The sequence below is a fragment of the Pseudomonas sp. HMSC066A08 genome (assembly GCF_001813025.1).
Classification (GTDB): Bacteria; Pseudomonadota; Gammaproteobacteria; order Pseudomonadales; family Pseudomonadaceae; genus Pseudomonas; species Pseudomonas aeruginosa.
Genome location: NZ_KV811269.1, coordinates 14,481 through 36,398, shown reverse-complemented (window position 1 = coordinate 36,398; position 21,918 = coordinate 14,481). Strand labels below are relative to the sequence as shown.

General features: G+C 68.2%; 19 protein-coding genes. 5 read left to right on the top strand and 14 right to left on the bottom strand.

Going from position 1 to position 21,918, the window contains the following annotated elements:
• Window positions 1–14: 14 nt before the first annotated feature.
• The 4 genes from HMPREF2886_RS04735 to hmgA all read right to left on the bottom strand — a co-directional run bounded on the left by HMPREF2886_RS04735 (window position 15) and on the right by hmgA (window position 4,689).
• Window positions 15–1,367 carry an MFS transporter gene (locus HMPREF2886_RS04735; protein ID WP_058017552.1) on the bottom strand — a complete coding sequence of 451 codons (1,353 nt, stop codon included), beginning with the start codon at window positions 1,365–1,367 and terminating at the stop codon, window positions 15–17.
• Between the two features lie 84 nt (window positions 1,368–1,451).
• A complete protein-coding gene (gene maiA, locus HMPREF2886_RS04730) occupies window positions 1,452–2,090 on the bottom strand; it encodes a maleylacetoacetate isomerase (RefSeq protein ID WP_033978567.1) in 639 nt (212 codons plus the stop codon).
• Window positions 2,087–3,385: a fumarylacetoacetase gene (fahA, locus tag HMPREF2886_RS04725; protein ID WP_033972434.1), complete on the bottom strand. Its 1,299-nt coding sequence runs from the start codon at window positions 3,383–3,385 to the stop codon at window positions 2,087–2,089. The genes maiA and fahA overlap by 4 nt, the downstream gene beginning before the upstream one ends.
• A gap of 5 nt (window positions 3,386–3,390) precedes the next feature.
• Complete coding sequence (gene hmgA, locus HMPREF2886_RS04720; RefSeq protein ID WP_003088587.1) at window positions 3,391–4,689, bottom strand: homogentisate 1,2-dioxygenase; 1,299 nt, start codon at window positions 4,687–4,689, stop codon at window positions 3,391–3,393.
• A gap of 160 nt (window positions 4,690–4,849) precedes the next feature.
• Between hmgA and HMPREF2886_RS04715 the strand changes: the two genes are divergently transcribed.
• Entirely contained in the window at window positions 4,850–5,653 is an 804-nt protein-coding gene (locus tag HMPREF2886_RS04715; protein ID WP_033972436.1) for an IclR family transcriptional regulator, read from the top strand.
• A gap of 67 nt (window positions 5,654–5,720) precedes the next feature.
• Here the strand turns inward: HMPREF2886_RS04715 and liuE are convergent, their stop codons facing one another.
• From liuE to liuR, 6 genes are all read right to left on the bottom strand, one after another.
• Window positions 5,721–6,623, bottom strand: a complete 903-nt coding sequence (liuE, locus tag HMPREF2886_RS04710; RefSeq protein WP_058017554.1) for a bifunctional 3-hydroxy-3-isohexenylglutaryl-CoA lyase/hydroxymethylglutaryl-CoA lyase — start codon at window positions 6,621–6,623, stop codon at window positions 5,721–5,723.
• A 20-nt stretch (window positions 6,624–6,643) separates the two neighbouring features.
• The gene (gene liuD / locus HMPREF2886_RS04705; protein ID WP_070746882.1) at window positions 6,644–8,611 is read right to left on the bottom strand and encodes a methylcrotonyl-CoA carboxylase subunit alpha; all 1,968 of its coding nucleotides are present in this window, start codon (window positions 8,609–8,611) and stop codon (window positions 6,644–6,646) included.
• On the bottom strand, window positions 8,608–9,405 hold the full coding sequence (locus HMPREF2886_RS04700; protein ID WP_003088598.1) for a gamma-carboxygeranoyl-CoA hydratase: 798 nt from the start codon (window positions 9,403–9,405) through the stop codon (window positions 8,608–8,610). Before HMPREF2886_RS04700 ends, liuD begins: the two co-directional genes overlap by 4 nt.
• A 13-nt stretch (window positions 9,406–9,418) precedes the next feature.
• Window positions 9,419–11,026, bottom strand: a complete 1,608-nt coding sequence (gene liuB / locus HMPREF2886_RS04695; RefSeq protein ID WP_033972439.1) for a methylcrotonyl-CoA carboxylase subunit beta — start codon at window positions 11,024–11,026, stop codon at window positions 9,419–9,421.
• Between the two features lie 122 nt (window positions 11,027–11,148).
• Window positions 11,149–12,312: an isovaleryl-CoA dehydrogenase gene (gene liuA / locus HMPREF2886_RS04690; RefSeq protein WP_033972441.1), complete on the bottom strand. Its 1,164-nt coding sequence runs from the start codon at window positions 12,310–12,312 to the stop codon at window positions 11,149–11,151.
• A 48-nt stretch (window positions 12,313–12,360) separates the two neighbouring features.
• On the bottom strand, window positions 12,361–12,765 hold the full coding sequence (gene liuR / locus HMPREF2886_RS04685; protein ID WP_033972443.1) for a liu genes transcriptional regulator LiuR: 405 nt from the start codon (window positions 12,763–12,765) through the stop codon (window positions 12,361–12,363).
• A 192-nt stretch (window positions 12,766–12,957) separates the two neighbouring features.
• Here liuR and HMPREF2886_RS04680 point away from each other — a divergent pair, with 192 nt between their 5' ends.
• Window positions 12,958–13,887 (top strand): SdiA-regulated domain-containing protein, encoded by a 930-nt coding sequence (locus tag HMPREF2886_RS04680; protein ID WP_070746880.1) that lies wholly within the window; start codon window positions 12,958–12,960, stop codon window positions 13,885–13,887.
• Between the two features lie 22 nt (window positions 13,888–13,909).
• On the opposite strand, the gene HMPREF2886_RS04675 is transcribed toward HMPREF2886_RS04680, so the two are convergent.
• From HMPREF2886_RS04675 to mexX, 3 genes are read right to left on the bottom strand one after another with little or no spacing between them, the layout of a single operon-like run.
• Window positions 13,910–14,128: a hypothetical protein gene (locus tag HMPREF2886_RS04675; RefSeq protein ID WP_033972445.1), complete on the bottom strand. Its 219-nt coding sequence runs from the start codon at window positions 14,126–14,128 to the stop codon at window positions 13,910–13,912.
• Window positions 14,128–17,265: a multidrug efflux RND transporter permease subunit MexY gene (mexY, locus tag HMPREF2886_RS04670; protein ID WP_070746878.1), complete on the bottom strand. Its 3,138-nt coding sequence runs from the start codon at window positions 17,263–17,265 to the stop codon at window positions 14,128–14,130. Before mexY ends, HMPREF2886_RS04675 begins: the two co-directional genes overlap by 1 nt.
• A 15-nt stretch (window positions 17,266–17,280) precedes the next feature.
• A complete protein-coding gene (mexX, locus tag HMPREF2886_RS04665; protein WP_033972448.1) occupies window positions 17,281–18,471 on the bottom strand; it encodes a multidrug efflux RND transporter periplasmic adaptor subunit MexX in 1,191 nt (396 codons plus the stop codon).
• A gap of 164 nt (window positions 18,472–18,635) precedes the next feature.
• Here mexX and amrR point away from each other — a divergent pair, with 164 nt between their 5' ends.
• A complete protein-coding gene (gene amrR, locus HMPREF2886_RS04660) occupies window positions 18,636–19,268 on the top strand; it encodes an efflux pump transcriptional repressor MexZ (RefSeq protein WP_033972449.1) in 633 nt (210 codons plus the stop codon).
• A 5-nt stretch (window positions 19,269–19,273) separates the two neighbouring features.
• On the opposite strand, the gene HMPREF2886_RS04655 is transcribed toward amrR, so the two are convergent.
• On the bottom strand, window positions 19,274–19,498 hold the full coding sequence (locus tag HMPREF2886_RS04655; protein ID WP_033972451.1) for a DUF3203 family protein: 225 nt from the start codon (window positions 19,496–19,498) through the stop codon (window positions 19,274–19,276).
• Between the two features lie 152 nt (window positions 19,499–19,650).
• On the opposite strand from HMPREF2886_RS04655, the gene HMPREF2886_RS04650 reads away from it, so the two are divergent.
• Together HMPREF2886_RS04650 and galU are read left to right on the top strand one after the other, a co-directional pair.
• Window positions 19,651–21,012, top strand: a complete 1,362-nt coding sequence (locus HMPREF2886_RS04650) for a UDP-glucose 6-dehydrogenase (RefSeq protein WP_033972452.1) — start codon at window positions 19,651–19,653, stop codon at window positions 21,010–21,012.
• Window positions 21,013–21,059: 47 nt separating this feature from the next.
• On the top strand, window positions 21,060–21,899 hold the full coding sequence (gene galU / locus HMPREF2886_RS04645; RefSeq protein ID WP_003088639.1) for a UTP--glucose-1-phosphate uridylyltransferase GalU: 840 nt from the start codon (window positions 21,060–21,062) through the stop codon (window positions 21,897–21,899).
• The last annotated feature ends 19 nt before the right edge of the window (window positions 21,900–21,918 follow it).

Below are 21,918 nucleotides of genomic sequence, written 5' to 3'. Positions count from 1 at the left end.
CTCGCGGTGAAGGCTCAGGATTCCTCGATGGCCAGCGCGGCGGCGCTTTCCCGTTGCGCCTGGGCGGCGGGCGAGCGGACCTGGAGGATCAGTAGCGCGGCGAGGCCGGCGGGAATCGCCGCAAGCATGAAGATGTTCTCCACGGATATGTGCATGCCCAGCAGCAGGCTGCCGAACAGCGGGCCGAGGATCGAACCGAAGCGGCCCACGCCCAGCGCCCAGCCGGTGCCGGTGGCGCGTACCTGGGCCGGGTAGAAGTTGCTGGCGAAGGCGTTCAGGGTCAGCTGCCCGCCGATGATGCAGAAGCCGGCGGCGAAGACGAACGCCAGCAGCCAGCGCGGCTGGTCGTGGTTGAGGCCGAGGAACAGGGTGAACAGCGCGGCGCCGGCGAGAATCGCCGCCAGCAGGCGGACCTTGCTGCGCAGGCGGTCGGCGAGCCAGGCCAGGAGCATCGCGCCGAGGGTGCCGGCGAAGAGGAACATCGAGGTCGCCAGGTTCGCCGCATTGCGCGTCAGGCCGCTTTCCTGGAGCAGCGAGGGCAGCCAGCTGACCATGAAGTAGAGCAGGATCAGGCTGACGAAGAAGGTCGCCCAGAGCAGCAGGGTCGGCCGCGCATAGCCGTGGCGGAACAGTTCCAGCACGGTCAGGCGCGCTGCCGGCTCGGCGTCGGCCTGTGCCGGCGGTGGCTGCCAGCCCGGTGCCATGCGCTCGCTGAGCTGGCGCAGGCGGGCATAGGGCGGTGCGTCGCGGAGCAGGCGTGGCAGCGACTCCGGGAGGAACAGGAGGAGGAAGGGGAACAGCAGCAACGGGGTGACGCCGCCGGCGAGGAACACCGCCTGCCAGCCGAAGCCGTCCATGAAGGCGGCGGCGACGAAACCGCCGGCGGCGCCGCCGAAGGAGAAACCGCAGGCCGCCAGGGTGACCATCAGGGTACGCAGGCGCGGTGGCGAATACTCGGCCATCAGCGCCATGGCGCTGGGCATCGCCCCGCCCATTCCGATGCCGCAGACGAAGCGCGCCAGCATCAGGCTTTCCAGGGAGCCGGCAAAGACCATCAGGACGGTCAGGCTGGCGTAGATCAGCACGCAGCAGAGCAGCACCCGGCGGATGCCGAAGCGGTCCGCCAGCGGCGTCACCAGCAGCGAACCGACGGTCAGGCCGAACAGGTTGGCGCTGAACACCGGGCCGAATGCGGCCTTGTCCAGGCCCCATTCCTGGGCCAGGGTCGGCACCACGTAGCCGAGCACCTGGGCATCGTAGCCATCGGTGACCAGCAACAGGGCGAGGAGCAGCAGCAACAGCCACTGGTAGCGGGACACGGGGCGCGCGTCGAGCGCCGCGCGAAAGCTGGCGATCTGGTTGTGCATCGCAAGGTACCTGAGGTTCTTATTGGTGATGGGGCGTCCGGCGGACGCCCCCCTTTATCTTCAGGAGCGGGACTCTGCGGTCCCTCAGGCGGCCGGGGTGTCCGGCTGGTTGGCCGGATGGGCCTGGCGGAACGCCGGATGGGCGGCGGCCAGGGCGGCGACCCGGCGGATCCGTGGCCAGGCGTCCAGCGCTACGCCGAAGCGTTCGGCGGCGTAGAGCTGCGGGATCAGGTAGACGTCGGCCAGGCCCGGCCGGTCGCCGAAGCACCAGCCCTGGTCGCCGATCAGTTGCTCGACGGCGGCGAGACCCTGGCCGACCCAGTGGCCGATCCACTGCCGGACCTGCTCTTCGTCGTGGCCCCACTGGCGCAGCAGGTTGAGCACGCTGGCGTTGTGCAACGGGTGGATGTCGCAGCCGACCAGCGCCGCGACTCCGCGCTCGCGGGCGCGGCGCAGCGGATCGCTGGAGAGCAGGGCGGGTTGCGGGTAGCGCTCCTCGAGGTACTCGATGATCGCCGGCGACTGGATCAGCAGCTCGCCCTCGTCGACCCGCAGGGCCGGTACGCGGCCCTGCGGGTTGAGCGCCAGGTAGGCGGGTTGGCGGTGTTCGCCGCCGTCGCGGACCAGATTGACCGGCAGCGACTGGTAGTCCAGCCCCTTCAGCGCCAGGGCGATGCGCACCCGGTAGGAGGAGGTGGAACGGTAGTAGGTATAGAGCTTCATCCGCGCGCCCCCGGAAGGGCCGCGAGCACCTTGCCGCGACATTCGCCGAAACCGATCGAGACGTGTCCCTCGCGCTTGCAGCGGGCGCGGAGGATGACCTCGTCGCCGTCCTCGAGGAAGCGCCGGGTCTCGCCGGAGGCCAGTTGCACCGGCTGCTTGCCGCCAGCGGTGATTTCCAGCAGCGAGCCGAACTGGCCGGGCTCGGCGCCGGACAGGGTGCCGGAGCCGAACAGGTCGCCGGGCTGCAACTGGCAGCCATTGACGCTGTGGTGGGCGACCATCTGCGCCACCGTCCAGTACATGCTCAGGCTGTTGCTCAGGGTCAGGCGCTGCGGCGGCAGGCCTTTCTCGCGCAGGCCCTCGGTGAGCAGCAGGACCTCCAGTTCGATGTCGAAGGCGCCGTGGGCCTGGTCGTTGTCGTCGTAGAGATACGGCAGCGGCCGCGGGTCGCCTTCGGGGCGCGCCGGCTGGGCGCGGCGGAACGGCTCCAGGGCTTCGGCGGTGACCACCCAGGGCGAGACGCTGGTGATGAAGCTCTTCGACAGGAACGGGCCGAGCGGCTGGTATTCCCAGGCCTGGATGTCGCGCGCCGACCAGTCGTTGAGCAGGCAGAAGCCGGCGATGTGCTCGGCGGCGCGGGAAACCGGGATGGCTTCGCCCAGGGTGTTGCCCTGGCCGATCCAGATGCCCAGCTCCAGTTCGTAGTCCAGACGCGCGCAGGGGCCGAACACCGGCTCGCTGGCGCCGGCCGGCAGGGTCTGGCCGTTGGGCCGGCGCACTTCGCTGCCGGAGACGCGCACGGTCGAGGCGCGGCCGTGGTAGCCGATGGGCACGTGCTTGTAGTTGGGCAGCAGCGGGTTGTCCGGGCGGAACAGCTTGCCGACGTTCTCGGCATGGCGGATGCCGACGTAGAAGTCGGTGTAGTCGCCGATCCTGGCCGGTAGGTGCATTCGGCACTCGGCGGCCGGATGGAGCAGTTCCGGGCGCTCCGCGGCGCCTTCGCCGAGCAGCTCCAGCAGGCGCTGGCGCAGCGCCATGCGGGCCGGCTTGCCGAGGGCGAAGAAAGCGTTCAGCGCACCGCCACGGGTGGCTTCGGCGGCTTCGCCGGCGGCACCCTCGAACAGGCCGGCGGCCAGCGCCGCGTCCAGGTCTAGGATCGAGTCGCCGATGGCCACGCCGCAACGCGGGCTCAGGTCGGCCCGGCTGAAGATGCCCAGCGGCAGGTTCTGCAGGGGAAAGTCGGCATGCCCATTGGCGGAGGCGACCCAGCTACGAGTGGGGGTTGGCTGGTTCATGGGGATTATCTCCGTTGCGGGTTGAAGGTGGATACGAGCGACGCCCAGCAGGCATCGTAGTCATTCTGCAGGGCCGGCGTCTCCAGGGCCGCACGGCTCGGCCGGAGGACCTGGCTGGTCTCGAACATGAAGGCCATGGTCTGGTCGATCCTGTGCGGCTTGAGATCGGCGGCGATGGCCTTGTCGCAGCTTTCCGCGTCGGGGCCATGGGCACTCATGCAACTGTGCAGCGAGGCGCCGCCGGGCACGAAGCCGCCGGCCTTGGCGTCATAGGCGCCCTGGATCAGGCCCATGAATTCGTTCATCAGGTTGCGGTGGAACCATGGCGGACGGAAGGTGTTCTCGGCCACCATCCAGCGCGGCGGGAAGATCACGAAGTCGATGTTGGCCAGGCCGTGGACGCTGGTGGGGGAGGTCAGCACGGTGAAGATCGACGGGTCCGGGTGGTCGAAGCTGACCGTGCCGATGGTGTTGAAGCGGCGCAGGTCGTACTTGTAGGGCACGTTGTTGCCGTGCCAGGCGACCACGTCCAGCGGCGAGTGGTCGAGTTCGCAGGCCCACAGCTCGCCGAGGTATTTCTGCACCAGTTGCAGCGGCTGGCGGCTGTCTTCGTAGCGCGCCACCGGGGCCAGGAAGTCGCGCGGATTGGCCAGGCCGTTGCTGCCGATCGGGCCGAGGTCGGGCAGGCGCAGCGGCGCGCCGTGGTTCTCGGCGATATAGCCGCGTGCCTCGCCGTCGAGCAGCTCGACGCGGAACTTCATCCCGCGCGGGATTACCGCGATTTCCAGCGGTTCGACCTGCAGCGCGCCGAGTTCGGTGCACAGGCGCAGGCGGCCCAACTGCGGGACCAGCAGCAGTTCGCCGTCGGCGTCGTAGAAGCAACGCTCCATGGAGCGGTTGGCCAGGTACTGGTAGATGCTCACGCCGGCGGGCTTGTCGCCGGGCGCGTTGGCGGCCATGCGCAGCAGGCCGTCGAGGAAGTCGGTGGGCTGCTCGGGCAATGCCAGCGGGTCCCAGCGCAGGCGGTTGGGAGTCGGCGCATCCAGTTCGGCGCCAGCGATCTGTCGTTCCAGGCGGCGGAACGGCGGATGCTTGGCCGACGGCGTGATGCGGTACAGCCAGGTGCGCCGGGCCTCGCTGCGAGCCATGGTGAAGGCGGTGCCGGAGAGCAGTTCGGCGTACAGGCCGTAGGGCGCTTTCTGCGGGGAGTTCTGGCCGACCGGCAGGGCGCCGGGGAGCGCTTCGCTGCTGAATTCGTTGCCGAAGCCCGATTGATAGGCGAGGGCAGTGGAGTCGAGGTTCATCTGAGGCCTCCGGGGAGTGGGGGCAGCTTGCCGCCGATCCGCCGGGGACCTGGCACGCTGGCTGCGTTATTTTTATCGTAATTCAATTACGCATAACGTAATTTGAGCGGAAAGCAGCGTCAAGCTATAACGTCGGCCCCGCCCGCAGGAATCCGCGTCCATGGAAAAGAACAGCAGTCCCGCCGAAACCTCCGGCAAGCAGAAGGTCCGCTCCGCCGAAGTCGGCACCGATATCCTCAAGGCCCTCGCCGAACTGTCGCCGGCGACCTCGCTGTCGCGCCTGGCGGAGCATGTGGGTATGCCGGCGAGCAAGGTCCATCGCTACCTGCAGGCGTTGATCGCCAGCGGCTTTGCGGTCCAGGACGCCTCCACCAACCATTACTCGCTGGGGCGCGAGGCGCTGCGCGTGGGCCTGGCGGCGCTGGACAGCATGGACGTGCTGAAGAGCGCCGCCGCGCCGCTGGCCGAACTGCGCGACGTGCTCAACGAGACCTGCTTCCTCGCCGTCTGGGGCAACCGTGGTGCCACCGTGGTTCAGGTGGAACAGGCGGTGCGCGCGGTGACGGTGGTCACCCAGGTCGGCTCGGTGCTGCCGCTGCTCGGTTCGTCCACCGGCCTGGTGTTCGCCGCTTTCCTGCCGGAACGCGAAGTGGCCGAACTGCGCGACGAGGAACTGGCCGGACGTGCCGACCACCCGCTGGCGGCGCCGGCAGATTATGCGGCGTTGCTCGAAGGAATCCGCGTGCGCGGTCTGCACGCCATCCATGGGCTGTTGATGCCCGGCGTGGAAGCGCTCTCGGCGCCGGTGTTCGATGCCCGCGGACGGGTGGCGGCAGTGCTCACGGTGGTCGGCCCGGCGAGCATCTTCCAGGCTGAGGAACAGGGGCCGGCGGCGGAACGGCTGCTTGCGACGACTCGGGCTATCAGTTGGCGGATGGGGTATGACGGCACCCAGGGTGGATGACGCAGTCTCCGAGCCAGGGCGTGACGTCGGGTAGGGCGGATAACCGCCCGCGGTTATCCGCCGCTTCTCAGGCCTTGGCCAGCAACGCCTTCGCCGCTCGCGACCCGTTGTTCTTGCCGAGCACCGCGCAGATGCGCTGGCCGGCGTCGACCAGGGCGTGCATGTCGACCCCGGTATGGATCCCCAGGCCGTTCAGCAGGTAGAGGACGTCTTCGCTGGCGACGTTGCCGGTGGCGCCCTTGGCGTAGGGACAGCCGCCGAGGCCGGCCACCGAGCTGTCGAATACCGCGACGCCTTCCAGCAGGCTGGCGTAGATGTTCGCCAGGGCCTGCCCGTAGGTGTCGTGGAAGTGTCCGGCGAGGCGCTCGCGGGGAACCTCGTTGGCCACCGCTTCGATCAGCCGGCGGGTGGCGCCGGCGGTGCCGACGCCGATGGTATCGCCCAGGGACACCTCGTAGCAGCCCATCTGCCGGAGCTCGCGGGCGACCCAGGCGACCTGGCGCGGATCGACATCGCCGTCGTAGGGACAGCCGAGCACGCAGGAAATGTAGCCGCGCACCCGCACCTGGTGCTGGTGCGCCGCCTCCAGCACCGGTACGAAGCGCTCCAGGCTGTCCTTGATCGAGCAGTTGATGTTGCGCTGGGAGAAGGCTTCCGACGCGGCGGCGAACACCGCCACTTCCTTCACCCCCGACTCCAGGGCCGCCTCGAAGCCCTTCAGGTTCGGCGCCAGCGCCGCGTAGGTCACGCCGGGACGCTGGCGGATGCCGGCGAACACCTCGGCCGAGCCGGCCATCTGCGGCACCCACTTGGGCGAGACGAAGCTGCCCACTTCGATGTAGTCCAGGCCGGCGGCGCTCAGGTCATCGACCAGGCGGATCTTGTCGGCCACCTCGATCGGCTGTTTCTCGTTCTGCAGTCCGTCGCGCGGACCGACTTCCACCAGGCGGACCTTCTTCGGCAGGTTCATGCTGTTCCTCGTCTTGGCTGTCAGGCCTGGTTCTCGTCCAGCTCCACCAGCGGCGTGCCTTCCTCGACCAGTTCGCCCTCGCTGCAATACAGCGCCTTCACCACCCCGGCGTGGGGCGCGCGGATGCTGTGTTCCATTTTCATCGCCTCCAGCACCACCAGGGCGGCGCCGGCTTCGACCGTCTGGCCGGGCTCGACCAGGACCCGCACGATACTGCCGTTCATCGGCGCGCTCAAACCGCCCTGGTGGGCATGGGCGGCTTCGGCCTCGGCGATCGGGTCGACGGCTTCGATGGCCAGCAGTTCGCCTTCCCATTCGAGGAACAGCTGGCCTGCGCGGCGCAACGCCGCCGAGCGACGGGTGACGCCGTCCACCCGGCTGACCAGGTCATCGCCGTCGAGGCGGTACTGGCCGGGGCTGGCATGGCGCAGGCGGACGCAGCGGCGTTCGTCGCGGCAGCGCAGCACCAGGTCCGACTCCCGCGCCAGGGCGCCGCGCCAGCCGTCGTTGCGGCTCCACGGCGAATGCGGGTCGTCGTCGCGACGGTGGCCCGGTTCGCTCTGCAGCCAGGCTTCGGCGGCGGCTTGCCAGAAGTGTTCCGGCAGCGCTTGCGGTGCCGGCAGCAGGTCGCCTTGGTGACGCGCGATGAAGCCGGTGTCCAGCTCGGCGGCGGCGAACGCCGGATGGCCGAGGATGCGGCGGAGGAACGCCAGGTTGGTGCGCAAGCCGCCGACCGAGGTTTCCGCCAGCATCGCCAGCAGGCGCTGGCGGGCTTCCTCGCGGGTTTCGCCCCAGGCGATCAGCTTGGCCAGCATCGGGTCGTAGAATGGCGAGACCTCGTCGCCTTCGCGTACCCCGCTGTCGACCCGCCGGCCGGGGCCGGCGGGCGCTTCGCGGTACAGCGTCAGGCGGCCGCTGGCGGGGAGGAAGTCGCCCTCGGGGTCTTCCGCATAGAGCCGTACTTCGATGGCGTGGCCGTTCAGCGGTACCTGTTCCTGCGTCAGCGGTAGCGCCTCGCCGCGAGCGACGCGGATCTGCCAGGCGACCAGGTCGAGGCCGGTGATGGCCTCGGTGACCGGGTGTTCGACCTGCAGGCGGGTGTTCATTTCCATGAAGAAGAACTGGCCGCGTTCGTCAAGGAGGAATTCGACGGTACCGGCGCCGACGTAGCCGATCGCCTGCGCCGCGCGTACCGCGGCCTCGCCCATGGCCCGGCGCAGTTCCGCGCCGAGACCGGGGGCGGGGGCTTCCTCGACGACCTTCTGGTGGCGGCGCTGGATCGAACAGTCGCGTTCGTTCAGGTACAGGCAGTGGCCATGGCGGTCGGCGAATACCTGGATCTCCACGTGGCGCGGCTTCAGCAGGTATTTCTCCACCAGCATCCGCGCGTCGCCGAAGGCGGCCTTGGCCTCGCGCTGGGCGGAGGAAAGGGCCTCGGCCAGCTCGGCCTCGCGCTCCACCACCTTCATGCCCTTGCCGCCGCCGCCAGCGGCGGCCTTGAGCAGCACCGGGTAGCCGATGCGCCCGGCTTCCCGGCGGAAGGTCTCGAGGTCCTGGGCTTCGCCGTGGTAGCCGGGCACCAGCGGCACGCCGGCTTCTTCCATCAGCGCCTTGGCCGCCGACTTGCTGCCCATGGCGTCGATGGCCGCCGCCGGCGGTCCGAGGAAGAGCAGGCCGGCTTCCTCGCAGGCGCGGGCGAAGTCGGCGTTCTCCGAGAGGAAGCCGTAGCCGGGGTGGATCGCCTGGGCCCCGCTGGCGAGGGCGGCGGCGATGATCCTGTCGCCGCGCAGGTAGCTGTCGGCGGGCTTGGCGCCGCCCAGGTCGACGGCGATGTCGGCTTCGGCGACGTGGCGGGCGTGGCGGTCGATGTCGCTGTGCACGGCGACGCTGCCGATGCCGAGGGCGCGCGCGCTGCGCATCACCCGGCAGGCGATCTCGCCGCGGTTGGCGACCAGGATGCGCTGGATGCTGCGGTAGTCCGGGCTCATGCGTCGTTTCTCCAGGCGGGCGTACGTTTCTCCAGGAAGGCGCGCAGGCCTTCCTGGCCTTCCGGGCTGATGCGGATGCGGGCGATGGCCGCCTCGGTGTAGCGGCGTAGCGCCGGACTCAGTTCGGCGGCCTCGACCTCATGGTAGAGCGCCTTGCAGGCCACCAGGGCGCGCGGGCTGTTTTGCAGCAGGTTGGCGATCCAGGCCTCGGCCTGGCTTTCCAGTTCGGCGGCGGGACAGCTTTCGCTGAGCAGGCCAAGTTCGCTGGCGCGGCGTCCGTCGAAGCGCTCGGCGGTCAGCGAATAGCGTCGCGCGGCGCGCTGGCCGATGGCCTTGACCACGAACGGGGCGATGGTCGCCGGGATCAGGCCGATGCGTACCTCGGACAGGCAGAAGGTCGCGTCGTCGCTGCCGATGGCCATGTCGCAGCAACTGACCAGGCCGACCCCGCCGCCGAACACCGCGCCCTGGACCACCGCCAGGGTCGGCTTGGGCAGGTTGTAGAGATGGGTCATGAGTTCGGCGATGCGCTGGGCGTCCGCCAGGTTGCCCTGGTAGTCGAGGTCCACCGACTGCTGCATCCAGGCCAGGTCGGCACCGCCGCAGAAGTGCCGGCCACGGCCGCGCAGCACCAGCAGGCGGACCTGCGGGTCGCTGCCGACGCGATCGATGGCCTGCAACAGTTCGTCGATCACGACGGCATTGAAGGCGTTGTTCTTTTCCGCCCGGTCCAGCCACAGGGTGGCTACGCCGCGCGGGTCGATCTCAAGCTGGATGGTCTGGAATTCGCTCATGCTGGTCTGCTCGTCACATGCGGAACACGCCGAAGGCGGTCGGCTCGATGGGGGCGTTGAGGGCGGCGGAAAGCGCCAGCGCGAGCACCTCGCGGGTCTGCGCCGGATCGATCACGCCGTCGTCCCACAGTCGCGCGCTGGAGTAGTAGGGATGGCCCTGGTGCTCGTACTGCTCGAGGATCGGCGCCTTGATCTTCGCCTCCTCTTCGACGCCGAGCTGCTGGCCGGCGCGCTCGGCCTGCTCGCGCTTGACCTGGGCGAGCACCCCGGCGGCCTGTTCGCCGCCCATCACGCCGATCCTTGCGTTCGGCCACATCCACAGGAAGCGCGGGTCGTAGGCGCGCCCGCACATGCCGTAGTTGCCGGCGCCGAAGCTGCCGCCGATCAGCACGGTGAACTTCGGCACCCGCGCGCAGGCCACCGCGGTCACCAGCTTGGCGCCGTGCTTGGCGATGCCGCCAGCCTCGTACTTCTGGCCGACCATGAAACCGGTGATGTTCTGCAGGAACAGCAGCGGGATGCCGCGCTGGCAGGCCAGTTCGATGAAGTGCGCGCCTTTCTGCGCGGCCTCGGCGAAGAGGATCCCGTTGTTGGCCAGGATGGCGATCGGATAGCCGTGCAGGTGGGCGAAGCCGCAGACCAGGGTGGTGCCGAACAGCGCCTTGAACTCGTCGAACTCGGAGCCGTCCACCAGCCGTGCGATCACTTCGCGCACGTCGTAGGGCTGCTTGCTGTCGGCGGGAATCACCCCGTACAGCTCCTCGGCGGGGTACAGCGGTGCGCGCGGCGCACGGCATTGCAGCTGGCCCTGCTTGCGCCAGTTGAGGTTGGCGACGCAGCGGCGGGCGATGGCCAGGGCATGGTCATCGTCCTCGGCATAGTGGTCGGCGACCCCGGAGACCTTGCAGTGCACGTCGGCGCCGCCAAGCTCCTCGGCGCTGACCACCTCGCCGGTGGCGGCCTTCACCAGCGGCGGCCCGGCGAGGAAGATGGTGGCCTGTTCGCGCACCATCACGGTTTCGTCGGACATCGCCGGCACGTAGGCCCCGCCGGCGGTGCAGGAGCCCATCACCACGGCGATCTGCGGGATGCCGCGGGCACTCATGTTGGCCTGGTTGAAGAAGATCCGGCCGAAGTGCTCGCGGTCGGGGAACACCTCGTCCTGGCGCGGCAGGTTGGCGCCGCCGGAGTCCACCAGGTAGATGCATGGCAGGCGGTTCTCCAGGGCGATGGCCTGGGCCCGCAGGTGCTTCTTCACGGTCAGCGGATAGTAGGTGCCGCCCTTCACCGTGGCATCGTTGCCGACGATCATGCATTCCACCCCTTCGACCCGGCCGATCCCGGCGACGATGCCGGCGGCGGCGACCTCTTCGCCGTAGACTTCGTGGGCGGCGAGGGCGGCAAGCTCGAGGAACGGCGAGCCGGGGTCGAGCAGGCGGTTGATGCGTTCGCGCACCAGCAGCTTGCCGCGCGCGCTGTGCCGGGCCTGGGCGGCGCTACCGCCGCCTTCGTGGATGCGGCCGAGGAGGGTGCGCAGGGCGTTGACCTGTTCCAGCATGGTCGCGGCGTTGGCCGCGAACTCGGCGGAGCGTGGATTGATCTGGGTGTGCAGGATGGCCATGGCGGTGGCTCCGTGTCGAGGTGGGCGGAAGCGGTTGGCGCCCGCTCCCGACCTGGCGATGCGCCTGTCGATGCAATGGAATGCCCTCTCCCTGGCGGAAAAGGGCCGGGAAGAGCGAGGCTTCAGCGGGTTTCGTTGAACAGCTCGCGGCCGATCAGCATGCGGCGGATCTCGCTGGTGCCGGCGCCGATCTCGTAGAGCTTGGCGTCGCGCAACAGGCGGCCGGTGGGAAACTCGTTGATGTAGCCGTTGCCGCCGAGGATCTGGATCGCGTCCAGGGCCATCTGGGTGGCGCGCTCGGCGCTGTAGAGGATCACCCCGGCGGCGTCCTTGCGGGTCGTCTCGCCGCGGTCGCAGGCGGCGGCCACGGCGTACAGGTAGGCGCGGCTGGCGTTGAGGGCGGTGTACATGTCGGCCACCTTGCCCTGGACCAACTGGAATTCGCCGATGCTCTGGCCGAACTGGCGGCGGTCATGGATGTACGGCACCACCACGTCCATGCATGCCTGCATGATTCCCACCGGGCCGCCGGAAAGCACCACGCGCTCGTAGTCGAGGCCGCTCATCAGTACCTTGACCCCGCCGTTGACCGCGCCGAGGACGTTCTCCTCGGGTACCTCGACGTCCTGGAAGATCAGTTCGCAGGTGTTCGAGCCGCGCATGCCCAGCTTGTCCAGCTTCGGTCCGCGACTGAAACCTTTCCAGTCGCGCTCGACGATGAACGCGGTGATCCCGTGTGCGCCCTTGTCCATGTCGGTCTTGGCGTAGATCACATAGGTATGGGCGTCGGGACCGTTGGTGATCCACATCTTGCTGCCGTTGAGAACGAAGCGGTCGCCGACCCGGTCCGCGCGCAGCTTCATCGAGACCACGTCGGAACCGGCGTTGGGTTCGCTCATCGCCAGCGCGCCGATGTGTTCGCCGGACACCAGGGCCGGCAGGTAGCGGGCCTTCTGTTCGGCGTTGCCGTTGCGCTTGATCTGGTTGACGCAGAGGTTGGAATGCGCGCCATAGGAGAGCGCCACCGAGGCCGAGGCCCGGCTGATCTCTTCCATGACCACGGCGTGGGCCAGGTAGCCCAGCGCCGAACCGCCGTACTCCTCGTCGACGGTGATGCCGAGCAGGCCCATCTCGCCGAACTTGCGCCACATGTCCATGGGGAACTGGTTGTCCTGGTCGATCTGCGCGGCGCGCGGCTGCAGTTCGGCGGCGACGAAGCCGCGGACCTGGTCGCGGAGCATGTCGATGGTTTCGCCGAGGGCGAAGTTGAGGCTGGGATAGGTCATGCTTTCACCTGTAATTGTGCTTGTCCGGTTTAAAGCTTCTAATGAGGTTTATGTCGCAACTGATTGTTTGTTATAGCTTTTGATCAGCGCCGCTCGACAGCGCTCCTCGGCAGTATCCAGTTCCAGCTGCATCTGTTCGATGTCCAGCAACTGTTGTTCCAGCTGGGCGCGGCGCTCGGCGATCTTCTCCAGCATGGTATTCAACTGCTTCTGGTTGCCGCTGCTCGGGTCCGGGTCGTAGAGCTCGATCAGTTCGCGGCATTCGGCGAGGGAAAAACCGATGCGCTTGCCGCGCAGGATCAGCTTCAGGCTGACCTTGTCGCGCGGCGAATAGATGCGTTCCTGGCCGCGTCGCTCAGGGGAGAGCATGCCTTGCTCCTCGTAGAAGCGGATGGCGCGGGTGGTGATGTCCAGTTCGCGGGCGAGATCGGAGATGGTGTAGGTGGTGGACATGCGCAGGCACCTGCTTGTTTACCTTTACGTTAACGTAAAGCTGCACCGAAATCCTGTCAACGCCTGGAATGGGGGAAAAATGACAGCCGTGAAAGATGCTTGTCAGAAAGATTTAATCGGCGCCTCATGAAAGAGCGCGGATGGCTCTGTTCTGCTTCGCCGAACACTGTGTTTCTCGGAGGAGTCGTAACGATGAGTCGGCTGATGACCTACAGGACGCTGCTGGCTTGCCTGCTCGCCGCGTTGCTTGCGCTGCTGGTGGCGGGCCAGCAGCAGCGCGCGTTCGAGCGCATCTGGTTCAAGCTGGAGCAGCGCTACGGCGGCGATGTCGCGCGCGAGAACGCCCTGCGCCTGGCCGACTATCGGGTCGACATCGAAGCCCGCGTGCTGGGCGCGGAGTCCAACGTCTCGGCGCTGTCCTTCGACCCCAGCCGGCGCAGCCTGGTCAGCGTGACCAACCAGGATCCGCATTTCCTCGAGCTGTCGCTGGACGGCGAATTGCTGCGACGCATCCCCCTGCGCGGTTTCCAGGACCCGGAGGCTATCGAGTACATCCGGCCCGGCGTCTACGTGGTCGCCGAGGAGCGTCGCCAACGCCTGGTGGAGATCCATGTCGACGCCGACACCCGGGTGATCGACATCGACGATCCGCGCAATGCCCGGAAGTTCTCCCTGGGCAGTGCAAGCAAGCGCAACAAGGGCTTCGAGGGGTTGGCCTACGACCCGCTGCGCGAGCGCCTGTTCGTGGCGCGGGAAAAGGCGCCGGTGGGCATCATCGAGGTAAACGGCTTCTTCAACGACCGCGGCGAGGCGCTCGACCTGAGCGTCGGCGGCGACCCGCAGCGCGATCGCGGGTTGTTCCTCACCGACCTGTCGAGCCTCTACTACGACAAGGCCAGCGATCACCTGCTGGTGCTTTCCGACGAGTCGCGGGTGGTCATCGAACTGGATCGCGCCGGGGATCCGCTCGGCAGCCTGACCCTGCGTGGCGGCAACCATGGCCTGACGGACGACGTGCCGCAGGCCGAAGGGTTGGCGATGGACGACCGGGGCAGCCTGTACGTGGTCAGCGAGCCGAACCTGTTCTACCGCTTCAGCCGGCAGCTGCCAGCGGCCGACTAGGGTGGGAAAAGGACGGCGGAACTCAGGCTTGCGCGCCGGATAGCGCCGGCGCGTAGCCGATCATCTGTCGCAGCAGCGGGTCGGTGAACTGCTGTTGCCAGTCGTCCAGCTTGCCCCGAAGGTCGGGGCCGTTGGCCGGAACGATGGGGGCCGCGCGCGGCTGGCGAGGCGTCGTCGGGCAGGCGCCGAGCAGCCCGACGCACAGTGCCAGGGTGGGGAGCGAGAGTTTCGCTAGGGGCATCAGGCTTGCTCCGTCGGGGTCCGGGGCGAGGTGTCGGTGCGCGGCGCCTTGCGCAACCGGAACAGGCGCCCGACCACCAGGAAGAACAGCGGTACCAGGAACACCGCGAGTACCGTGGCGGTGACGATCCCGCCGAGCACCCCGGTGCCGATGGCGACCTGGGCGCCGGAACCGGCGCCGCTGGAGAGCGCCAGCGGGACCACGCCGAAACCGAACGCCAGCGAGGTCATGACGATCGGTCGCAGGCGCAGGCGCGCGGCTTCCAGGGTCGCCTGCAGCAGGCTCATGCCCTCCTGGTAATGGTCCTTGGCCACCTCGATGATGAGGATGGCGTTCTTCGCCGAGAGGCCGATGATGGTGATCAGGCCGACCTTGAAGTAGATGTCGTTGGGCAGGCCGCGCAGGCTCACCCCGAGCAGTGCGCCGAGCACGCCCAGCGGCACCACGAGGATCACCGCCAGCGGGATCGACCAGCTTTCGTAGAGGGCGGCCAGGGCGAGGAACACGATCAGCACCGAGAGGGCGAACAGCGCCGGCGCCTGGGCGCCGGACAGGCGTTCTTCGAAGGACTGGCCGGACCACTCGTGGGCGATGCCCTCGGGCAGGCCCTGCATCAATTCCTCCATCGCCTGCATGGCTTCGCCGCTGCTGTAGCCCGGCGCGGCCTGGCCCTCGAGATTGAACGAGGGATAGCCGTTGTAACGGGTCAGTTGCGGCGGGCCGAGGGTCCAGGCGGCCTTGGCGAACGTCGCCAGCGGGACCATCTCGCCCTGCTCGTTGCGCACGTGAAGCCGGCCGATGTCGTCGATGCCCAGGCGCTTGGCGCCGTCGGCCTGGACCACCACCTTGCGCACCTGGCTGCCGTGCATGAAGTCGCCGATGTAGTCCGAGCCGAACATCACCGCCAGGGTGGTGTTGATCTCGTCCATGCTCACGCCGAGGGTCTCCGCCTTGCGCCGGTCGATGTCCAGGCGGATCTGCGGCGCCTCGCCCTGGCCGGCGAACATCACGTTGGCCAGGCGTGGGTCCTCGGCGGCGCGCGCCAGCAACTGGTCGCGGGCCTTGACCAGGGCCTCGTAGCCGACCCCGCCACGGTCCTGCAGGCGGAAGTCGAAGCCGCTGGTGGAACCCAGGTCCGGCAGTGGCGGCGAGTTCATCGCATACACCGTACGGTTGGGCAGGTCGGCGAAGCGCTGGTTGATGCGCTCGACGATGGCGCCAACGTGCTGGCTGGCCTCCCGGCGTTCCGACCAGTCCTTCAGGGTGGCGAAGATCATCGCCGAGCTGGTGCCGTCGCCGTACAGGCTGAAGCCGCCGACCGCATAGGCGTAGGCCACCGGTTCGTGCTCCGCCAGGTAGCGCTCGACGTCGCCGACATTGGCCATGGTCTCCGCCATCGGCGTACCTTCGGGCTGCATCACCATGATCATGAAGTCGCCCTGGTCCTCTTCCGGCAGGAACGCCTGCGGCAGGCGCACGAAGAGCAGGGCGACCACGCCGATGACCAGGGCGTAGACCAGCATCCAGCGGATCGGCCGGGCGAGAATGCCGGCTACCGCGTTGCGGTAGCGTCCGGTCAGGCGCAGGAAGGCGCGGTTGAACCAGCCGAAGAAGCCGCGCTTCTCATGATGGTCGGCGTCGATCGGGCGCAGCAGGGTGGCGCACAGGGCCGGGGTCAGCGACAGCGCGAGGAACGCCGAGAAGCCGATGGACACCGCCAGGGTCACCGCGAACTGGCGGTAGATGTTGCCCACCGCGCCGCTGAAGAACGCCATCGGCACGAACACCGAGACCAGCACCACGGTGATGCCGACGATGGCCCCGCTGATCTGGCGCATCGCCTTGACCGTGGCGTCGTGCGGCGACAGGCCTTCCTCGGCCATCAGCCGCTCGACGTTCTCCACCACGATGATCGCGTCGTCCACCAGGATGCCGATCGCCAGGACCATGCCGAACATGGTCAGCACGTTGATCGAGAAGCCCAGGCCGAGCATAACCGTGAAGGTGCCGAGCAGGGCCACCGGCACCACCAGCGTCGGGATCAGGGTGGCGCGGAAGTTCTGCATGAACAGGTACATCACGGCGAACACCAGCAGCATCGCCTCGAGCAGGGTGCTGACCACCTTCCTGATCGAGATCTCGACGAACGCCGAGGTGTCGTAGGGGATGTTGTAGCTCACGCCCTCCGGGAAGTAGCGCGACAGCTCGTCGAGGGTGGCGCGGATGCGCTTGGCGGTGGCCACCGCGTTGGAGCCGGGCGCCATCTTCACCGCCAGGCCGGTGGCGGTCATCTGGTTGACCCGCGAGACGAAGCCGTACTCGCTCTGGCCGAATTCGACGCGGGCCACGTCGCGCAGGCGGATCGCGCCGCCATCGGCGCGGATGCGCAGCGGAATCTCGCCGAACTGCTCGGGCGTCACCAGGGTGTCGTCGACCTTCACCGTGGCACTGATCGGCGCCGAGTCGGGGACCCCGAGGTTGCCGATGTCGCCCACGGTGAGGCGGGCGTTGTGCCGGCGCACGGCGTTGACCAGGTCGCTGGCGCTGAGGTTCATCGAGGTCAGCTTGGCCGGGTCGGGCCAGATGCGCATGGCGTACTCGGCGCCCCAGGTCTCGACCTTGCCCACGCCCTCCACCCGGCGCAGCGCCTGCAACACGTTGGACGAGGCGATCTCGCCCAGCTCCATGGCGTCGTAGCGGCCGCTGGAGGAGGTGAGGGTAACGATCAGCTGGATGCTGTCCGCCGCCTTCTCCACGTAGATACCGTCGCGCCGCACCGACTCGGGCAGGCGCGACTCGACGATCTTCAGGCGGTTCTGCACTTCCACCGCGGCGAGGTCGGCGTTCACGCCCTGGCGGAAGGTCAGGGTCAGCGAAGCCTGGCCGGTGCTGCTGGTGGCCTTGGTGTAGAGCAGGCCGGGCGCGCCGTTCATCTCGCGCTCGATGATCGCGGTCACCGCTTCCTCGACCACCTTGGCCGAGGCGCCGGGATAGCTGGCGCTGACGTTGACCACCGGCGGCGCGATGTCCGGGTACTGGGCCACCGGCAGGAAGCGGATCGCCAGGACCCCGGCGAGCACGATCAGCAGGGAGATCACCCAGGCGAAGACCGGCCGGTCAATGAAGAAACGAGCCATTCGTAGCGTTCTCCGTCACTGGCCCGCCGGCGAGGCGGCCAGCGGTGAGGGGGCGTCGGCGCTGGCCGGCTGGCGGACCACCGCCTGGACGCTGGAGCCGGCGGCATGCTGGGCGGCGTTCTCGACGATCACCCGCTCGCCGCCCTTGAGCCCGCGGCTGATGATCCAGTCGCGGCCCTGCAGGGTGTCGGCGCGGACCTCCACGTCTTCCACCACGCCCTGTGGGTTGACCACCTTGACCAGCGCGGACTGGGCGGTACGGATCAGCGCGTCGCGCGGGACGGTGATCGCCTGCGGGTTCACCGCGCGTTGCAAGCGCACCTGCACGTAGCCGCCGGGGAGCAATTCGCGATGCGGATTGCGGAACAGGGCACGCATGGCGATGGTGTCGGTGCCGGGGTCGACCGCCAGGTCGGAGAACAGCAGCTCGCCGGCCAGCGGGTACTCGCTGCCGTCGGCCAGGACCAGGCGCACGGCGATGTCCTTGTCGGCGACACCCTTCACCTGGCCTTCGCGGATCGCCCGCTGCATGGCGGCGACTTCGCCGGCCGGCTGCGAGAAGTTCACGTAGATCGGATCGATCTGCTCGACGCGGGTCAGCGGTGTCGGTGAGTCCTCGCCGACCAGCGCGCCTTCGGTGACCAGCGCGCGCCGCGCGCGGCCGTCGATCGGCGCGGTGACCGTGGCGTAGCCCAGACGCAGGCGGGCCTGCTCCAGTTCGGCCTTGGCCGAGGCGATCTGCGCCAGGGCCTGGCGCGCGTCGGTCTGCGCTTCGGTGTACTCGCGTTCGCTGATGGCGCGGTCCTTGATCAGGTCGGCGTAGCGCTTGAGCTTGTCGGCCGCCGCCGCGTGGCTGGCCTCGGCCCGGGCCAGGGCGCCGCGGCTGATGTCCAGGGCCGCCTTCAAGGGCGCAGGGTCGATCTGGAACAGCACGGTGCCGGCGCGGACGTCCTGGCCTTCCTCGTACAGGCGACGGGTGACGATGCCGGCGACGCGCGCCCGCACTTCAGCCTGGCGGTACGCTTCCAGGCGTCCGGGCAGCTCGCTGGTGATGCCGATAGGCGCCGGTCTGGCGACGATCACGCCGACCTCGGCGGGGGCCTCCGCAGTCTTCCCGGTGTCCGCTGCTTCTTCGCAGCCCAGCAGGAATAGGGCGACCAGGGCCGCCAGCGGCCCGCGCAGCGAGCCGGTCCATTGGATGTGCATGGGTGTCCCTCGATTCGTGAACTCGCGAGCTTGCCCGGGAAAGGGCGGCGCAACTCACGAGCGGCGCGACAGTAGCATATAATCAGTCATGAGTGATTAATTAATTGGCGTTTCTGTAACATATCCTTATGATCTGCGGCGCCTTTCCCTTGTGAGGACGTTCAGTGGCCAGGAAAACCAAAGAGGAATCCCAGAAAACCCGCGACGGCATACTCGATGCCGCCGAACGGGTTTTCCTGGAAAAGGGCGTGGGCACCACTGCCATGGCCGACCTGGCGGACGCCGCCGGGGTTTCTCGCGGTGCGGTCTACGGCCACTACAAGAACAAGATCGAGGTCTGCCTGGCGATGTGCGACCGCGCCTTCGGCCAGATCGAGGTACCCGACGAAAACGCCAGGGTGCCGGCGCTGGACATCCTCCTGCGCGCCGGCATGGGCTTTCTCCGCCAGTGCTGCGAGCCCGGTTCGGTGCAGCGGGTGCTGGAGATCCTCTACCTCAAGTGCGAACGCAGCGACGAGAACGAGCCGCTGCTGCGCCGCCGCGAGCTGCTCGAGAAGCAGGGGCAACGCTTCGGCCGACGGCAGATCCGCCGGGCGGTGGAGCGCGGCGAACTGCCGGCGCGGCTGGACGTCGAGTTGGCCAGCATCTATCTGCAATCGCTCTGGGACGGTATCTGCGGCACCCTGGCCTGGACCGAGCGCCTGCGCGACGATCCCTGGAACCGCGCCGAACGCATGTTCCGCGCCGGTATCGACAGCCTGCGCAGCTCTCCCTACCTCTTGCTGGCGGACGCCTGAGGGCGTCAACCGTCCGCCATCAGGTGCCTGCGCTGGTCCTCGGCGCCGGCGACCACCAGCCGCTGGGCGTCCTCCTCGCTGATGTGCAGGCGCTTGCCGTCGATGTAGAGCACTGACAGGCGCGCCTCGGCGTCGGTACCGATACGCAGGCTGTCGACCGGCGCGCGATGCCGGCTGCCTTCGATTTCCACGCTGCAGACGCCTTGTTCCGAATCGATTTCGATGGCCATGGGAGCCTCCTGTTTTTTCGCCTACCTTGGGTGGACCCCGGGCATCCGCGCGGGTTCTGTCACGGTAGCTTCACGCCAGCGTCATGCGCCTGCCACCGCGCTTGGCTGCAATCGTCCGCAGAGAGAGGGCGAGGCCAGCGGAGGACGACGCCATGCGGCTATGCGTGATTGGTGCGGGCTATGTGGGACTGGTGACGGCGGCCTGTTTCGCCGAGATGGGCAACCAGGTGCGTTGCGTGGAGCGCGACCGCGAGCGGGTCGCGCGGCTGAGACGCGGCGAGATGCCGATCTACGAACCGGGCCTGGAAAGCATCCTGCGCGATCAGCTGGACGCCACCCGCCTGACCTTCACCGCCAGCCTGGCGGAAGGCCTGGCCGACGCCGAGGTGGTGTTCATCGCCGTCGGCACGCCGTGCGGCGAGGACGGCTCGGCCGACCTCAGCCACGTGATGGCGGTCGCCGAACAACTTGGCGCGCAACTGCGCCAGGCGTGCATCGTGGTCAACAAGTCGACCGTGCCGGTAGGCACCGCCGAACGCGTCGAAGAGATCATCCGCCTGGGCCTGGCGCGCCGGCGCAAGCGCTTCCGGGTGGCGGTGGCGAGCAATCCGGAGTTCCTCAAGGAAGGCTCGGCGGTGGACGATTTCAGGCGCCCGGACCGGGTCATCATCGGCAGCGCCGAGGCGCAGGCCGGGGAAACCCTGCGCCAGCTCTACGCGCCGTTCCTGCGCAATCACGAGCGGGTCCTGCTGATGGGGCGTCGCGAGGCCGAGTTCAGCAAGTACGCGGCCAATGCCTTCCTCGCCACCAAGATTTCCTTCATGAACGAGATGGCCGGGCTATGCGCCCTCACCGGGGTCGATGTCGAGGACGTGCGCCGCGGCATGGGCAGCGACAAGCGCATCGGCACCCATTTCATCTACGCCGGCTGCGGCTACGGCGGCTCGTGCTTTCCCAAGGACGTCCGCGCGCTGATCCGCAGCGCCGAGCAGCAGGGCTACGACAGCCAGATACTGCGCGCGGTGGAAGCGCGCAACGCGCGGCAGAAGGAACTGCTCTTCGAGACCCTCGGCGAGCTGTTCCAGGGCCGCTGGCAGGGGCGTACGGTGGCGCTCTGGGGGCTGGCCTTCAAGCCGGGTACCGACGACCTGCGCGAGGCGCCGAGCCTGGTCCTGCTGGAGGCGCTGCTGCACCACGGGGTGCGGGTCAGGGCCCATGACCCGGTGGCCAACGCCGGGGTCGCGGCACGCTATCCGGAAGCCGTGGCCTGCGCCCGATTGACGCTCCACGACTCGCCCTACGCCGCCGTCGAGGGTGCCGACGCCCTGGTGCTGGTGACCGAGTGGAAGCAGTTCCGCCAGCCGGACTTCCAGAAAATCCGTGGGTCCATGCGAACTCCCCTGTTGGTCGACGGTCGGAATCTCTACGCGCCGGCGCGGATGGCGGAACTGGGCTTCATCTACCAGGGCATAGGACGTCCAAGGGCCGGGCATTGTAAGGCGAGCGCAGCCTGATTAGACTGCGCGCCATCCGCATACTTCGTCCATGTCGAAGGATTCTCATGATCAAGAAATGTCTTTTCCCGGCCGCCGGTTACGGCACCCGTTTCCTCCCGGCCACCAAGGCCATGCCCAAGGAAATGCTGCCGGTGGTGAACAAGCCGCTGATCCAGTACGCGGTGGAGGAGGCGCTGGAAGCCGGCCTTTCCGAGATCGGCATCGTCACCGGCCGCGGCAAGCGTTCGCTGGAAGACCACTTCGACATCAGCTACGAACTGGAACACCAGATCCGCAACACCGACAAGGAAAAGTACCTGGTCGGCATCCGTCGGCTGATCGACGAGTGCACCTTCGCCTACACCCGCCAGGTGGAGATGAAGGGCCTCGGCCACGCCATCCTCACCGGTCGTCCGCTGATCGGCGACGAGCCGTTCGCCGTGGTCCTGGCCGACGACCTGTGCCTGAACCTCGAAGGCGACAGCGTGCTGAAGCAGATGGTCAAGCTGTACAACCAGTTCCGCTGTTCCATCGTGGCGATCCAGGAAGTGCCGCCGGAAGAGACCAACAAGTACGGCGTGATCGCCGGCGAGATGATCCGCGACGATATCTTCCGGGTGAACACCATGGTCGAGAAGCCGAAGCCGGAAGAGGCTCCGTCGAACCTGGCGATCATCGGCCGCTACATCCTGACCCCGGACATCTTCGACCTGATCGAGCAGACCGAACCGGGCAAGGGCGGCGAGATCCAGATCACCGATGCCCTGATGAAGCAGGCCCAGGACGGCTGCGTGCTGGCCTACAAGTTCAAGGGCAAGCGTTTCGACTGCGGCAGCGCCGAGGGCTACATCGAGGCGACCAACTTCTGCTACGAAAACCTCTACAAGACCGGCAAGGCTCACTGAGCCTCGCCGTTCCCGAGGA

What these genes read in the sequence shown, in the direction of transcription:
- HMPREF2886_RS04735 (WP_058017552.1), bottom strand. Translation starts at nt 1,367, where the DNA reads ATGCACAACCAGATCGCCAGCTTTCGCGCGGCGCTCGACGCGCGCCCC.
- maiA (WP_033978567.1), bottom strand. Translation starts at nt 2,090, where the DNA reads ATGAAGCTCTATACCTACTACCGTTCCACCTCCTCCTACCGGGTGCGC.
- fahA (WP_033972434.1), bottom strand. Translation starts at nt 3,385, where the DNA reads ATGAACCAGCCAACCCCCACTCGTAGCTGGGTCGCCTCCGCCAATGGG.
- hmgA (WP_003088587.1), bottom strand. Translation starts at nt 4,689, where the DNA reads ATGAACCTCGACTCCACTGCCCTCGCCTATCAATCGGGCTTCGGCAAC.
- HMPREF2886_RS04715 (WP_033972436.1), top strand. Translation starts at nt 4,850, where the DNA reads ATGGAAAAGAACAGCAGTCCCGCCGAAACCTCCGGCAAGCAGAAGGTC.
- liuE (WP_058017554.1), bottom strand. Translation starts at nt 6,623, where the DNA reads ATGAACCTGCCGAAGAAGGTCCGCCTGGTGGAAGTCGGTCCGCGCGAC.
- liuD (WP_070746882.1), bottom strand. Translation starts at nt 8,611, where the DNA reads ATGAGCCCGGACTACCGCAGCATCCAGCGCATCCTGGTCGCCAACCGC.
- HMPREF2886_RS04700 (WP_003088598.1), bottom strand. Translation starts at nt 9,405, where the DNA reads ATGAGCGAATTCCAGACCATCCAGCTTGAGATCGACCCGCGCGGCGTA.
- liuB (WP_033972439.1), bottom strand. Translation starts at nt 11,026, where the DNA reads ATGGCCATCCTGCACACCCAGATCAATCCACGCTCCGCCGAGTTCGCG.
- liuA (WP_033972441.1), bottom strand. Translation starts at nt 12,312, where the DNA reads ATGACCTATCCCAGCCTCAACTTCGCCCTCGGCGAAACCATCGACATG.
- liuR (WP_033972443.1), bottom strand. Translation starts at nt 12,765, where the DNA reads ATGTCCACCACCTACACCATCTCCGATCTCGCCCGCGAACTGGACATC.
- HMPREF2886_RS04680 (WP_070746880.1), top strand. Translation starts at nt 12,958, where the DNA reads ATGAGTCGGCTGATGACCTACAGGACGCTGCTGGCTTGCCTGCTCGCC.
- HMPREF2886_RS04675 (WP_033972445.1), bottom strand. Translation starts at nt 14,128, where the DNA reads ATGCCCCTAGCGAAACTCTCGCTCCCCACCCTGGCACTGTGCGTCGGG.
- mexY (WP_070746878.1), bottom strand. Translation starts at nt 17,265, where the DNA reads ATGGCTCGTTTCTTCATTGACCGGCCGGTCTTCGCCTGGGTGATCTCC.
- mexX (WP_033972448.1), bottom strand. Translation starts at nt 18,471, where the DNA reads ATGCACATCCAATGGACCGGCTCGCTGCGCGGGCCGCTGGCGGCCCTG.
- HMPREF2886_RS04655 (WP_033972451.1), bottom strand. Translation starts at nt 19,498, where the DNA reads ATGGCCATCGAAATCGATTCGGAACAAGGCGTCTGCAGCGTGGAAATC.
- HMPREF2886_RS04650 (WP_033972452.1), top strand. Translation starts at nt 19,651, where the DNA reads ATGCGGCTATGCGTGATTGGTGCGGGCTATGTGGGACTGGTGACGGCG.
- galU (WP_003088639.1), top strand. Translation starts at nt 21,060, where the DNA reads ATGATCAAGAAATGTCTTTTCCCGGCCGCCGGTTACGGCACCCGTTTC.